The 13522-nt window shown below is 50.9% G+C and carries 16 protein-coding genes and 1 other annotated feature; of the genes, 13 read left to right on the top strand and 3 right to left on the bottom strand.

Going from position 1 to position 13522, the window contains the following annotated elements; all coding sequences use genetic code 11:
• The first annotated feature begins 2 nt into the window (after positions 1-2).
• From infC to selO, 13 genes are all read left to right on the top strand, one after another.
• Positions 3-545 (top strand): translation initiation factor IF-3, encoded by a 543-nt coding sequence (infC, locus tag P2W74_RS13175; protein WP_110275723.1) that lies wholly within the window; start codon positions 3-5, stop codon positions 543-545.
• A 96-nt stretch (positions 546-641) separates the two neighbouring features.
• Entirely contained in the window at positions 642-839 is a 198-nt protein-coding gene (gene rpmI, locus P2W74_RS13170) for a 50S ribosomal protein L35 (protein WP_003030583.1), read from the top strand.
• Between the two features lie 52 nt (positions 840-891).
• Positions 892-1248 (top strand): 50S ribosomal protein L20, encoded by a 357-nt coding sequence (gene rplT, locus P2W74_RS13165; RefSeq protein WP_276291939.1) that lies wholly within the window; start codon positions 892-894, stop codon positions 1246-1248.
• A gap of 120 nt (positions 1249-1368) precedes the next feature.
• Positions 1369-1493, top strand: a sequence feature (Phe leader region).
• Positions 1374-1418, top strand: a complete 45-nt coding sequence (gene pheM / locus P2W74_RS13160) for a pheST operon leader peptide PheM (RefSeq protein WP_001386830.1) — start codon at positions 1374-1376, stop codon at positions 1416-1418. (Overlaps the previous feature by 45 nt.)
• A 114-nt stretch (positions 1494-1607) precedes the next feature.
• Positions 1608-2591, top strand: coding sequence for a phenylalanine--tRNA ligase subunit alpha (pheS, locus tag P2W74_RS13155; RefSeq protein WP_276291938.1), 984 nt, complete (start codon positions 1608-1610; stop codon positions 2589-2591).
• A gap of 15 nt (positions 2592-2606) precedes the next feature.
• Positions 2607-4994: a phenylalanine--tRNA ligase subunit beta gene (gene pheT / locus P2W74_RS13150; protein ID WP_276291937.1), complete on the top strand. Its 2388-nt coding sequence runs from the start codon at positions 2607-2609 to the stop codon at positions 4992-4994.
• Positions 4995-4998: 4 nt separating this feature from the next.
• Positions 4999-5298 (top strand): integration host factor subunit alpha, encoded by a 300-nt coding sequence (gene ihfA / locus P2W74_RS13145; RefSeq protein ID WP_003030571.1) that lies wholly within the window; start codon positions 4999-5001, stop codon positions 5296-5298.
• 101 nt (positions 5299-5399) lie between these two features.
• A complete protein-coding gene (gene btuC, locus P2W74_RS13140; RefSeq protein ID WP_276291936.1) occupies positions 5400-6380 on the top strand; it encodes a vitamin B12 ABC transporter permease BtuC in 981 nt (326 codons plus the stop codon).
• Between the two features lie 81 nt (positions 6381-6461).
• Positions 6462-7013, top strand: coding sequence for a glutathione peroxidase (locus P2W74_RS13135; protein WP_276291935.1), 552 nt, complete (start codon positions 6462-6464; stop codon positions 7011-7013).
• Positions 7013-7762 carry a vitamin B12 ABC transporter ATP-binding protein BtuD gene (btuD, locus tag P2W74_RS13130; RefSeq protein ID WP_276291934.1) on the top strand — a complete coding sequence of 250 codons (750 nt, stop codon included), beginning with the start codon at positions 7013-7015 and terminating at the stop codon, positions 7760-7762. Before P2W74_RS13135 ends, btuD begins: the two co-directional genes overlap by 1 nt.
• A gap of 75 nt (positions 7763-7837) precedes the next feature.
• Positions 7838-8302 (top strand): NlpC/P60 family protein, encoded by a 465-nt coding sequence (locus P2W74_RS13125; RefSeq protein ID WP_203358001.1) that lies wholly within the window; start codon positions 7838-7840, stop codon positions 8300-8302.
• Between the two features lie 314 nt (positions 8303-8616).
• Entirely contained in the window at positions 8617-9330 is a 714-nt protein-coding gene (locus P2W74_RS13120; RefSeq protein WP_276291933.1) for an EAL domain-containing protein, read from the top strand.
• Between the two features lie 61 nt (positions 9331-9391).
• Positions 9392-10834: a protein adenylyltransferase SelO gene (gene selO / locus P2W74_RS13115; protein WP_276291932.1), complete on the top strand. Its 1443-nt coding sequence runs from the start codon at positions 9392-9394 to the stop codon at positions 10832-10834.
• 6 nt (positions 10835-10840) lie between these two features.
• On the opposite strand, the gene hemP is transcribed toward selO, so the two are convergent.
• The 3 genes from hemP to ppsR all read right to left on the bottom strand — a co-directional run bounded on the left by hemP (position 10841) and on the right by ppsR (position 13231).
• Positions 10841-11032 carry a hemin uptake protein HemP gene (gene hemP, locus P2W74_RS13110; RefSeq protein WP_276291931.1) on the bottom strand — a complete coding sequence of 64 codons (192 nt, stop codon included), beginning with the start codon at positions 11030-11032 and terminating at the stop codon, positions 10841-10843.
• Between the two features lie 163 nt (positions 11033-11195).
• Complete coding sequence (aroH, locus tag P2W74_RS13105; RefSeq protein WP_276291930.1) at positions 11196-12242, bottom strand: 3-deoxy-7-phosphoheptulonate synthase AroH; 1047 nt, start codon at positions 12240-12242, stop codon at positions 11196-11198.
• 155 nt (positions 12243-12397) lie between these two features.
• Positions 12398-13231 carry a posphoenolpyruvate synthetase regulatory kinase/phosphorylase PpsR gene (gene ppsR, locus P2W74_RS13100; protein WP_203357996.1) on the bottom strand — a complete coding sequence of 278 codons (834 nt, stop codon included), beginning with the start codon at positions 13229-13231 and terminating at the stop codon, positions 12398-12400.
• Between the last annotated feature and the right edge of the window lie 291 nt (positions 13232-13522).

The raw sequence follows: 13522 nt of genomic DNA, 5'->3' as shown, positions 1-13522 counted from the left end.
GTATTAAAGGCGGAAAACGAGTTCAAACGGCACGTCCGAATCGTATCAATGGCGAGATTCGCGCCCTGGAAGTTCGCTTAACAGGTCTGGAAGGCGAAGCTTTGGGTATTGTGAGTCTGAGAGAAGCTATCGAAAAAGCTGAAGAAGCTGGAGTAGATTTAGTTGAAATCAGCCCTAACGCCGAACCGCCAGTTTGTCGTATTATGGACTACGGCAAGTTCCTTTATGAAAAGAGTAAGTCTTCTAAGGAACAGAAGAAGAAGCAAAAAGTTATCCAGGTTAAGGAAATTAAATTCCGTCCTGGTACCGACGATGGCGATTATCAGGTAAAACTCCGCAGCCTGATTCGCTTTCTGGAAGAGGGCGATAAGGCCAAGATCACACTGCGTTTCCGCGGTCGTGAGATGGCCCACCAACAGATCGGTATGGAAGTGCTTACGCGCGTCCGTGACGATCTGAGTGAACTGGCAGTAGTCGAATCCTTCCCTACGAAGATCGAAGGCCGCCAGATGATCATGGTGCTCGCTCCTAAGAAGAAACAGTAAGGCCTTCAAGTAGCAATGTCTGTGGAGCCTGCGGGTTCCACAGCCGTTGTTCGCCTATGTTTCGTTTATTAACAATGCGAAGTGGAAGTTATTAAAATGCCAAAAATTAAGACCGTACGCGGTGCTGCTAAGCGCTTCAAAAAAACCGGTGGTGGTGGATTTAAGCGTAAGCACGCAAACCTGCGTCATATTCTGACCAAAAAATCGACTAAGCGTAAACGTCACTTGCGTCCAAAAGGCCTTGTTTCTAAAGGCGATCTGGGTCTGGTAATCGCGTGCCTGCCGTACGCATAAGCCGTTAACGTTTAACTTTTTTTACTAAGAATATAGATACAGGAGAGCACATATGGCTCGCGTAAAACGTGGTGTAATGGCACGTGCACGTCACAAGAAAATTTTGAAACAAGCTAAAGGTTACTACGGTGCGCGTTCACGCGTGTACCGCGTTGCCTTCCAGGCTGTTATCAAAGCTGGTCAATACGCTTACCGTGACCGTCGTCAACGTAAGCGTCAGTTCCGTCAACTGTGGATTGCGCGTATCAACGCAGCAGCACGTCAGAACGGTATTTCTTACAGCAAATTCATCAACGGCCTGAAAAAAGCCTCTGTTGAAATTGACCGTAAGATCCTGGCTGACATCGCAGTATTCGACAAATTAGCGTTCACCGCTCTGGTCGAAAAAGCGAAAGCAGCTCTGGCGTAAGCCAGTGAAAAGAGGGAGCTTGGCTCCCTCTCTTTTATTTGTAGTTCAATCAATCAGTTGACAATTTATCCGTAACCCTTTTCAATAAAGGTCTTTCGGTTTTTACCCTACAAGGTAACGCAAGCATGAATGCTGCTATTTTCCGTTTCTTTTTTTACTTTAGCACCTGACTTCAGGAGGCTAGCGCGTGAGAAATGAAACGGAAAACAGCGCCAGAAAGCCTCCCCAGTGGAGGCTTTTTTTGTATCTAAAATTGCGCGATCTATTTCAAGTAGCAGGCGTACAGACTGCAACTCGAAATAGTTAGAGCAAAAATAATGACCACAAACGGTGTCTTCACCGACACAATGAGGAAAACCATGTCACATCTCGCAGAGCTGGTTGCCAGTGCAAAGGCAGCCATTAACCAGGCGTCAGATGTTGCCGCGTTAGACAATGTACGCGTCGAATATTTGGGCAAGAAAGGGCACTTAACCCTTCAGATGACGACCCTGCGTGAACTGCCGCAAGAAGAGCGTCCGGCCGCTGGTGCGGTTATCAACGAAGCGAAAGAACAGGTACAGCAAGCGCTGAACGCACGTAAGGCAGATTTAGAAAATGCTGCACTGAACGCGCGTCTGTCCGCAGAAACGATTGACGTTTCTCTGCCAGGTCGTCGTATCGAAAACGGCGGTCTGCATCCGGTGACTCGTACCATCGATCGTATCGAAAGTTTCTTTGGCGAGCTTGGCTTTACCGTGGCAACTGGCCCGGAAATCGAAGACGACTATCACAACTTCGATGCGCTGAACATTCCAGGTCATCACCCGGCGCGTGCGGATCACGATACATTCTGGTTTGATGCGACCCGCCTGCTGCGTACGCAGACCTCTGGCGTTCAGATCCGTACCATGAAAGAAAAGCAGCCGCCGATTCGTATCATCGCGCCGGGCCGCGTATATCGTAACGATTACGATCAGACCCACACCCCGATGTTCCATCAGATGGAAGGGTTGATTGTTGACACCAACATCAGCTTTACCAACCTGAAAGGCACGCTGCACGACTTCCTGCGTAACTTCTTTGAAGAAGATCTGCAGATCCGTTTCCGTCCTTCTTACTTCCCGTTTACTGAGCCGTCTGCAGAAGTGGATGTGATGGGTAAAAATGGCAAATGGCTGGAAGTACTGGGTTGCGGCATGGTGCATCCGAACGTACTGCGTAATGTCGGCATCGATCCGGAAATTTATTCTGGCTTCGCCTTTGGTATGGGTATGGAACGTCTGACGATGCTGCGTTATGGCGTGACTGACCTGCGTTCATTCTTCGAAAACGATCTGCGTTTCCTCAAACAGTTTAAATAAAGGCAGGAATAAATAATGAAATTCAGTGAACTGTGGTTACGCGAATGGGTAAACCCGGCTATCGATAGCGATGCGCTGTCGAACCAAATCACCATGGCGGGTCTGGAAGTTGATGGTGTTGATCCGGTTGCCGGCGAGTTTAACGGTGTAGTGGTGGGCGAAGTGGTGGAATGCAGTCAGCATCCTAACGCCGACAAATTGCGCGTAACGAAAGTCAATGTGGGTGGTGAACGCCTGCTGGATATCGTCTGTGGAGCGCCGAACTGCCGCCAGGGGCTGCGTGTCGCGGTGGCGACAGTCGGAGCCGTACTGCCGGGCGATTTTAAAATTAAAGCGGCTAAGCTGCGCGGTGAGCCGTCGGAAGGGATGCTGTGCTCCTTCTCTGAACTGGGCATTTCCGACGATCATAATGGCATTATCGAATTGCCTGGTGATGCGCCGATCGGGACCGACATCCGTGAATACCTGAAACTTGATGATAACACCATCGAGATCAGCGTGACGCCAAACCGTGCCGACTGTTTAGGTATCATCGGTGTTGCGCGTGACGTCGCTGTGCTGAACAAAGCGCCGCTGGTCGAGCCGGAAATCGCGCCCGTTGCTGCGACGGTCAATGATACGCTGCCTATCGCAGTAGACGCGCCAGAAGCCTGTCCGCGCTACCTGGGTCGTGTGGTCAAAGGTATCAACGTTAAAGCGCCAACGCCGCTGTGGATGAAAGAGAAACTGCGCCGTTGTGGTATCCGTTCAATTGATGCTGTGGTTGACGTTACCAACTACGTGCTGCTCGAACTGGGTCAGCCAATGCACGCGTTTGACAAAGACCGCATCGAAGGCGGGATTGTCGTGCGTATGGCGAAAGAGGGTGAATCTCTGGTGCTGCTGGATGGCACTGAAGCCAAACTGAGCGCTGACACGCTGGTCATTGCCGACCATCATAAAGCGCTGGCAATGGGCGGTATCTTCGGTGGTGAACACTCCGGTGTGAACGACGAAACGCAAAATGTGCTGCTGGAATGCGCATTCTTCAGCCCGCTCTCCATTACGGGTCGCGCACGTCGTCATGGCCTGCACACTGACGCATCTCACCGCTATGAACGTGGTGTGGATCCGGCTCTGCAGCACAAAGCGATGGAACGTGCGACCCGTCTGCTGATCGACATTTGTGGTGGTGAAGCCGGTCCGGTCATTGACGTCACCCATGAAGCGACGTTGCCGAAGCGCGCGACCATCACCCTGCGTCGCAGCAAACTGGATCGCCTGATCGGTCATCATGTCGCGGATGAGCAAGTGAGCGATATTCTGCGCCGTCTGGGTTGCGAAGTGACGGAAGGTCAGGACGAGTGGAAAGCGGTTGCACCGAGCTGGCGCTTCGATATGGAGATTGAAGAAGATCTGGTCGAAGAAGTGGCGCGTGTATACGGCTATAACAATATCCCTGATGAACCCGTTCAGGCGGGTCTGATCATGGGGACGCACCGTGAAGCCAATCTGTCACTGAAGCGCGTTAAAACGATGCTGAATGACAAAGGCTATCAGGAAGTGATCACCTATAGCTTTGTCGATCCAAAAGTACAGCAATTGATTCACCCGGGTGTTGAAGCGCTGCTGCTGCCAAGCCCAATCTCTGTTGAGATGTCAGCAATGCGCTTGTCTCTGTGGACTGGCTTACTGGCGACCGTTGTCTATAACCAGAACCGTCAGCAGAACCGCGTGCGTATTTTCGAAAGCGGCCTGCGTTTTGTTCCTGATACTCAGGCGAACCTGGGCATTCGTCAGGATCTGATGCTGGCAGGGGTGATTTGCGGTAACCGTCACGATGAACACTGGAACCTGGCAAAAGAGACCGTTGATTTCTATGATCTGAAGGGCGATCTGGAATCTGTGCTGGACCTGACCGGTAAACTTGCTGACGTTCAGTTCAAAGCAGAAGCCAACCCGGCACTGCATCCTGGACAGTCCGCAGCGATTTATCTGAAAGGTGAACGTATTGGTTTTATTGGGGTTGTTCATCCTGAGCTGGAACGTAAACTGGATCTCAACGGTCGCACTCTGGTGTTTGAACTGGAGTGGAATAAGCTCGCAGACCGCGTGGTGCCTCAGGCGGGTGAGATTTCTCGCTTCCCGGCGAACCGTCGCGATATCGCGGTGGTGGTCGCAGAAAACGTTCCTGCAGCGGATATTTTAACCGAGTGTAAGAAAGTTGGCGTAAATCAGGTAGTTGGCGTAAACTTATTTGACGTGTACCGCGGTAAGGGTGTTGCGGAGGGGTATAAGAGCCTCGCTATCAGCCTGATCCTTCAGGATACCAGCCGTACACTTGAAGAAGAGGAGATTGCCGCTACCGTCGCCAAATGTGTAGAGGCATTAAAAGAGCGATTCCAGGCATCATTGAGGGATTGAACCTATGGCGCTTACAAAAGCTGAAATGTCAGAATATCTGTTTGATAAGCTTGGGCTTAGCAAGCGGGATGCCAAAGAACTGGTCGAGCTGTTTTTCGAAGAGATCCGTCGTGCTCTGGAAAACGGTGAGCAGGTAAAACTCTCTGGTTTTGGTAACTTCGATCTGCGTGATAAGAATCAACGTCCGGGACGTAACCCGAAAACGGGCGAAGATATTCCCATTACAGCACGGCGCGTGGTGACCTTCAGACCCGGACAGAAGTTAAAAAGTCGGGTCGAAAACGCAACGCCCAAAGAAGAGTAATTTTAACTAACTAAAAAGGCCGCTTTTGCGGCCTTTTTTCTTTTCACTGCCGTATAAGCACCGTAAAATCAATATCATCCCTTTTCAGCAGAATGGAAAATATGCTGACTTTTGCCCGCCAACAACAGCGACGTCATGTGCGCTGGATACTGAGTCTGACGGCGCTAACGCTGCTGGCAGCCGTTGTAAGCTTATGTGCTGGAGAACAGTGGATAGGTCCAGGTGAGTGGTTTGGTACCCGTGGGGACCTGTTTGTCTGGCAAATTCGACTGCCACGGACGCTGGCTGTTTTGCTGGTCGGGGCCGCGCTGGCGCTCTCCGGTGCGGTGATGCAGGCACTGTTTGAAAACCCACTTGCAGAGCCGGGACTGCTTGGCGTCTCCAACGGCGCTGGCGTGGGGCTTATTGCGGCCGTGCTGTTAGGGCAGGGTAAGCTTCCGGGTTGGGCGTTAGGACTGTGCGCGATTGCAGGTGCGCTCATTATCACGCTAATTCTTCTGCGTTTCGCCCGTCGTCATCTTTCGACCAGTCGCTTACTGCTTGCCGGTGTGGCGTTAGGCATTATTTGTAGTGCACTGATGACGTGGGCGATCTATTTTTCCACCTCTTTTGACCTGCGCCAGTTGATGTACTGGATGATGGGCGGGTTCGGCGGCGTTGACTGGCAACAGAGCTGGTTGATGATCGCATTGATTCCGGTTCTGCTCTGGATTTGCTGCCAGTCGCAGCCTATGAATATGCTGGCATTGGGCGAAACCTCAGCCCGCCAGCTTGGGTTGCCTTTATGGTTCTGGCGTAATCTTCTGGTGGTGGCGACAGGATGGATGGTTGGCGTGAGCGTGGCGTTGGCCGGGGCAATCGGCTTTATCGGTTTAGTTATTCCCCATATATTGCGTTTATGCGGGTTAACCGACCATCGTGTCTTATTGCCTGCTTGTGCGCTGGCGGGCGCGATTGCGCTGTTGACGGCGGACGTGGTTGCCCGACTGGCGCTCGCCTCCGCAGAACTTCCCATCGGTGTGGTAACGGCCACATTGGGGGCGCCTGTCTTCATCTGGTTGCTATTAAAAGCAGGACGTTAAATACAAAGATCATCGCTGTTCGGTCTATGATTAGAAACTGATGTTGTTCAATACTCATTCGTCTGTGACCCGGGAGACGCTATGCAAAAGACCATTCTCAACACTCAAGTGACAAACATCGACGGCGAGGACATCTCGCTGGAGAAATATGCCGGAAATGTACTGCTGATCGTTAACGTTGCGTCAAAATGTGGTTTAACGCCGCAGTATGAACAACTGGAAAACCTGCAAAAAACCTGGGGCGAGCGCGGATTTGCCGTGTTGGGTTTTCCGTGCAACCAGTTCCTTGGACAAGAGCCGGGCAGCGAAGATGAGATTAAAACGTACTGCGCCACGACCTGGGGCGTGACGTTCCCGATGTTCAGCAAAATTGATGTCAATGGCGATGCGCGCCACCCGTTGTACCAAAAATTGATCGCTGCCGCGCCTGCGGCCGTTGCCCCACAGGCAAGTGGTTTTTACGCGCGGATGGCAAGCAAAGGTCGTGCGCCGCTGTATCCTGACGATATTTTGTGGAACTTTGAGAAGTTTTTAGTGGGCCGGGATGGACACGTCGTGCAGCGTTTTTCACCCGATATGACGCCTGACGATCCCATTGTCATGGAAAGTATCAAACTGGCGTTGGAGAAATAATGTCTCCGTTGATGCAGTTACAGGACGTGGCTGAAAGCACCCGGCTTGGTCCACTTTCAGGTTCGATCAGAGCCGGGGAAATCTTGCACCTTGTCGGGCCTAACGGGGCGGGGAAAAGCACACTTCTGGCGCGGATGGCGGGCTTGACCAGCGGTGACGGAACGATTGTATTTGACGGTACTGCTCTGGAATCCTGGCCTGCCGCAAAGCTTGCCCAACATCGCGCTTACCTTGCGCAACAGCAAAATCCCCCTTTTGCCATGCCTGTCTGGCATTACCTGACGCTTCATCAGCCCGATAAAACACGAACCGATCTGCTGAAAGAAGTGGCAGACGCGCTCGGATTGGGCGATAAACTGGAGCGGGGCACGAATCAACTCTCCGGCGGCGAGTGGCAACGTGTTCGTCTTGCGGCGGTGATGCTGCAAATTTCGCCGGATTCTAATCCTCACGGGCAACTGTTGCTTCTGGACGAACCGATGAACAGTCTGGATGTTGCGCAACAAAACGCACTGGACCGATTGCTCAGTCGGCTTTGCCAGCAGGGAATTGCTGTCGTGATGAGTAGCCATGATCTTAACCACACGCTACGCCACGCGCATCAGGCGTGGCTGTTGAAACGTGGGGCGTTGCTCGCCTGTGGTCCGCGTGAGGAAGTGCTGACACCGCCCAATTTAGCCCGTGCGTATGGGTTAAACTTCCGTCGGCTTGATGTGGAAGGCCACAGAATGCTCATATCAACCACTTAAGTTAAATGGCTTCTTGAAAATAAGGCGCTTTCCACGCTATATAGATATAAAAATAAAAAAGAGGATTCGTCCTGAATGCGTTTTTGGTTCCTTCTTATCGCAGCACTGGTGTTAGCTGGGTGTAGTAGCCATCGCGCTCCTGCGCCAAATGCCAGACTTTCGGATTCCATTACGGTTATCGCGGGTCTCAATGATCAGCTACAGAACTGGCGCGGAACACCGTACCGTTATGGCGGAATGAGCCGTAGCGGCGTGGATTGTTCAGGGTTTGTTCTGATGACGATGCGTGATCAGTTCTCTCTGCAACTGCCACGAGACACCCGACAACAGTCCAAAATTGGTACGGAAATCGACAAAGATGACCTCCTGCCCGGCGATCTGGTCTTTTTTAAAACCGGTTCAGGGGAGAGTGGTCTGCATGTCGGCATTTATGACACCAATAATCAATTTATCCACGCGTCGACCAGTAGAGGGGTGATGCGTTCGTCTCTCGACAATGTCTACTGGCGTAAAAATTTTTGGCAGGCCCGAAGAATTTAATCATGCGGATGACAAGGTTTACCTACCTTGTCATCCGTATTTAAAAATGGATTTTTGCGGTTAACGACATAAGGAGGGCTTCCTGATAACCATACTATTCATGAAAGTAATGTGGTTAGCGTAAATTCGCGCGTACCTCATGAAAAAGTGCAAAACTGGATATTGGTTTATAATCAGGATAAGCTAAATAAAGGACCCGGTTTACCGGATAAAAAGGAAAAAATGAAAGCACCCCCATTAGTCTCTGAAATGATGCCGTTTTCCATCCTTTGTTACAGGATGCCGGATTACACCCAAACTGCGGGGCTGGCAAAATGATTGTTTCACTGGATAATCCTTATCATTCCGATCTCTGGTTTCTGCCCGCGCGGAGTGAGAAAGGGGACCTTGTTGGTGTAGAGATCATTGCAAACTTTGTCAGTGACGATGGCTCTGTACGCATGCCGACAGAGCTGGTCATACCCCGACTGTCGCCAGAAGAGCAGTGCCGTTTATTCGAAGAAAAACTCTCACTTATTGAAGCGTGCCAACATTTTTTTATTCAACAAAAATTGAACGCCTGGATTAAATTAACGCCGGCAGTGGTTGAAGCATTATTTTATGACGACGAGTTTACCTCTCGTGTTAAGCGATTTTCATTTATTGAGTTAATGATTAATGAAAATTACCCTGAATTAAATCGTGGAAAAGAAAATCCACAACTGGCGAAATTAGCGGCGCAGTTTCCACTCATACTGGCTAATTTTGGTGCCGGTGATTCTTCAATGAAAGCCATTTTTGACGGTCTTTTCAAACGCGTCGTGCTGGATAAAAGTTTTGTTCAGCACAGAGCAATGAGCGTTTCATTTGAACCGTTTATGCAGGCTATTGTTTCACAAATATCATCCTGCTGTGATTCAGTGATGATTGCGGGTATCGATACTGAAGAGATGAGAACCCGCGTAACCTCATTAGGTTTCAGCGCATTGCAGGGATGTTTGTGGCCAGCCGTAGCGGTGGGTCAGCTAACGTCCCTGGTACAGGGATAACCCTCCTATTTGCTGGTGTTTAAGACGGTAGTAACCGACTACACTACAAACAGGAGGCCCTATGACCCTGTCTTTTACCGCCCGCTGGCGCGATGAGTTGCCGGCAACGTATACCGCTCTTTCCCCAACTCCCCTGAGCAATGCCCGTGTGATTTGGCACAATGATGTTTTGGCACAACAGCTTGATATTCCAGCTACGCTTTTTAATGTTGAAAGTGGATCGGGTGTCTGGGGTGGTGAATCTTTACTTCCCGGTATGTCGCCTCTGGCCCAGGTCTACAGCGGACATCAGTTTGGTGTCTGGGCGGGACAGCTTGGCGACGGACGCGGCATTCTGTTGGGAGAACAACTCCTGCCTGATGGCACGACACTTGACTGGCATCTGAAAGGTGCGGGGTTAACCCCGTATTCGCGTATGGGCGATGGGCGAGCGGTATTGCGCTCGACAATCAGAGAGAGCCTGGCCAGTGAGGCGATGCATTATCTGAGGATCCCAACGACCCGGGCGCTGTCGATTGTGACCAGCGATTCTCCGGTTTACCGGGAAACGCCGGAAACCGGTGCAATGTTGATGCGCCTGGCGCAAAGCCACATGCGTTTCGGCCATTTTGAACACTTCTATTATCGCCGTGAGCCCGAAAAAGTGCGTCAGTTGGCCGACTTTGCGATTCGTCACTATTGGCCTCATTTACAGGATGAAGAAGATAAATACACGCTCTGGTTTCGGGATGTGGTCTCACGCACGGCTACGCTGATTGCTGACTGGCAAACCGTGGGATTTGCCCACGGCGTGATGAATACCGATAACATGTCTATCCTGGGCTTAACGATAGATTATGGACCGTTTGGTTTTCTTGATGATTATCAGCCAGGGCTGATTTGCAATCATTCCGACCATCAGGGGCGCTACAGCTTTGATAACCAACCCGCTGTGGGGCTCTGGAATTTACAACGACTGGCACAGACGCTTTCTCCTTTTATGTCGGTTGAGACGCTCAATGATGCGCTGGATGGCTATCAACTGGCCCTGTTGACACGTTACGGCCAACGGATGCGGCAAAAGCTGGGATTCTTTAGCGAACAGAAAGACGACAATGCGTTACTCAATGCTTTGTTCAGCCTGATGGCGCGTGAGGGAAGCGACTATACCCGAACATTCAGAATGTTGAGCCAGACAGAGCAGCAAAGCTCTGCATCTCCGCTACGGGATGAGTTTATCGACCTCGCCGCCTTTGACGAATGGTTCACACAGTATCGTGCTCGCTTGCAACTGGAACAGGTTGATGATGCATTGCGTCAGCAACACATGCAGCGCGCCAACCCTGCGGTGGTACTGCGTAACTGGTTGGCCCAGCGTGCTATCGAGGATGCGGAACGGGGGGACACGCGCGAATTGCACCGACTGCATCAGGTACTGCGCACACCGTTTGCCGACAGAGATGATGACTACGTCAGCCGTCCTCCCGACTGGGGAAAACGGCTGGAAGTCAGTTGCTCAAGCTAGAACGGTTTATTTGGTCAGGAGAAGCTTACCGGCGTTGGTTTTACGCAGCAGGTACTCCTGACCATCATGATCAATGATCACTTTTCCTTGTTGGCCTAATAACGTCTGACTGCTGATCCGCCGTTCGGTATCGTTGGAGGGAGGGACGCTGCTCTGTTCCTTAGAATGAGGTGATTCTGTGCGATCCATACGTGACATAGCGTTCATTAATAATAATCAATTTAACAATGATTATTATTATCAATAATATGGACAGTAACGGCAAGTGTTAAATGGGGTCGTTGCGTGTTGATGCAGAACGAAGATGACGATGAGCGAGATGAGAAAGGAAGCGCCCATCCCCGAAGGAATGGGCCATACATCAAAAACGGCACTCCACGGCGGAGGCTAATTTTTCCAGCAACAGTTCGGTGTCTTCCCAGTTCAGGCAGGGGTCGGTAATTGACTGGCCGTACACCAGCGGCTGACCGCTAACGATTTTCTGCGTGCCTTCACGCAAGAAACTTTCGGCCATGATCCCGGCAATCGCGGTGGAACCGTTACGAATTTGCTGGCAAACGTCATCACACACGTCCAGCTGGCGGCGGTGCTGCTTCTGGCAGTTGCCGTGACTAAAGTCCACCACCAGATGTTCCGGGAGATCAAACTCGTGCAAGGTATCGCAGGCAGCGGCAATATCTTCAGCGTGGTAATTGGGCTTTTTACCGCCACGCATAATGATATGCCCATAGGGGTTGCCGCTGGTCTGATAAATGGTCATCTGCCCGGATTTATCCGGTGAAAGGAACATATGACTGGCGCGAGAGGCGCGAATTGCATCGACGGCAATGCGGGTGTTGCCATCGGTACCGTTTTTAAATCCGACCGGGCAGGAGAGCGCGGAAGCCATTTCACGGTGGATTTGGCTTTCTGTGGTCCGCGCGCCAATGGCTCCCCAGCTGATCAGATCGGCGATAAACTGACCCGTCACCATATCGAGAAATTCAGTCGCCGTAGGCACGCCTAATTCATTGACTTTCAGTAATAATTTGCGCGCCAGCTCAATGCCGTGATTGACACGATAACTGCCGTTTAAATCAGGATCGGAGATGAAGCCTTTCCAGCCAACGACGGTACGCGGCTTTTCAAAATAGGTGCGCATGACGATTTCCAGGCGCGCCTGATGTTTTGCACGTAGCGTTTGTAAACGACTGGCGTAATCCATCGCCGCGTCAAGATCGTGAATCGAGCAAGGGCCGATGATCACCAGCAGGCGGGGATCTTCACCATTCAATATTTTTTCAATCCGGCGTCGCGAGTCGGTAACGTGGCTTGCAACAGCGGACGATACGGGGTGTCGTAGCGCCAATTCGGCGGGGGTGACAAGACTGTCTATCCGCGCGGTACGGAGTTCGTCGGTTCTGTTCATTACATCTCTCAGAAATTTGTTGCTTCAACGGCAGGACTACCGGGAAGTGATGGGCATCACGATAAACCAATCCCTGCTGATTTCAAGTGCGAGGCGTGTCACACCTCGCAAGCTATCAGAGATGATAACGAAAATTAAATCATTGCACTAGTGTGTTAGTACATTCGGCGATTCAATCCCATAATGTCGAGAATTTTAGTCGCAATTTCTTCTACTGAATAATTGGTGCTGTTCAACCATGGGATCTGGTTTTTACGATACAGCGCTTCAACTTCCGCCACTTCCATCCGGCACTGACGCAGGGAGGCATAACGGCTGTTTTCACGGCGTTCTTCGCGAATGGCCGCCAGACGTTCCGCCTCAATCGTCAGACCAAAAAGCTTGTGCTGGAGTGGCTTCAGAGACGCGGGTAACACCAGATTATCCATATCATCAGCAATAAAAGGGTAGTTTGCCGCCCGGATGCCAAACTGCATTGCCAGATAAAGGCTGGTCGGCGTTTTTCCACAACGTGAGACGCCCAACAGGATCACCTGTGCCTGATCGAGGTTGCGCAACGAAATGCCGTCATCATGCGCGAGGGTGTAGTCAATGGCGGCGATGCGCGCATCATACTTATTGAGATTGCCGGGATTTAGGCCGTGCGTGCGATGCGCAATCGGGGTTGGGTCAAGCTTCATTTCTTGCTGCAGCGGCGCGACCAGCGCCTGCACAATGTCCTGACAGAAACCTTCGCTTTGCAAAATGATCGCGCGGATTTCAGGCAGCACAATGGAGTAGAACACCAGCGGGCGCACGCCAGTTTGCTGGTATATGGCGTCGATCTGGTCTTTGACAGCCCTGGCGCGGCTCTCATTTTCGACAAACGGCAGCGTGATGCTACTGATCGTCACGGGAAACTGCGACATGACGGCATGTCCCAGCACTTCGGCAGTGATGGCCGTACCATCAGAAATATAAAAAACATGACGATCAACAACATTATCCATTTTGTTCATCCTGAAGGGCACACATAATTCTCTGAAAGCATAAATTAAAAAAAGACAGAAGCGTATAACTCACTGCTTATTTTATAAAGTGAAACACTATTTTTATATTTAATGAAAAGTACATTTCATTTTTTGGAACCGATGTTTATACCGACTGTTTTTAGGGGGATCGCCCGCAGTCCGTGGCTTTGCGCAAATGCGTAAACAATCTGAAAAAAGAAAAAATATATTTGCTTGAACGATTCACCGTTTTTTTCGGCGGGTTAAATATGCAAAGATAAATACGCAATA

Source organism: Citrobacter enshiensis, from assembly GCF_029338175.1.
In the GTDB taxonomy this organism is placed as follows: domain Bacteria; phylum Pseudomonadota; class Gammaproteobacteria; order Enterobacterales; family Enterobacteriaceae; genus Citrobacter_D; species Citrobacter_D enshiensis.
This window is presented reverse-complemented; position numbering and strand designations above follow the sequence as displayed.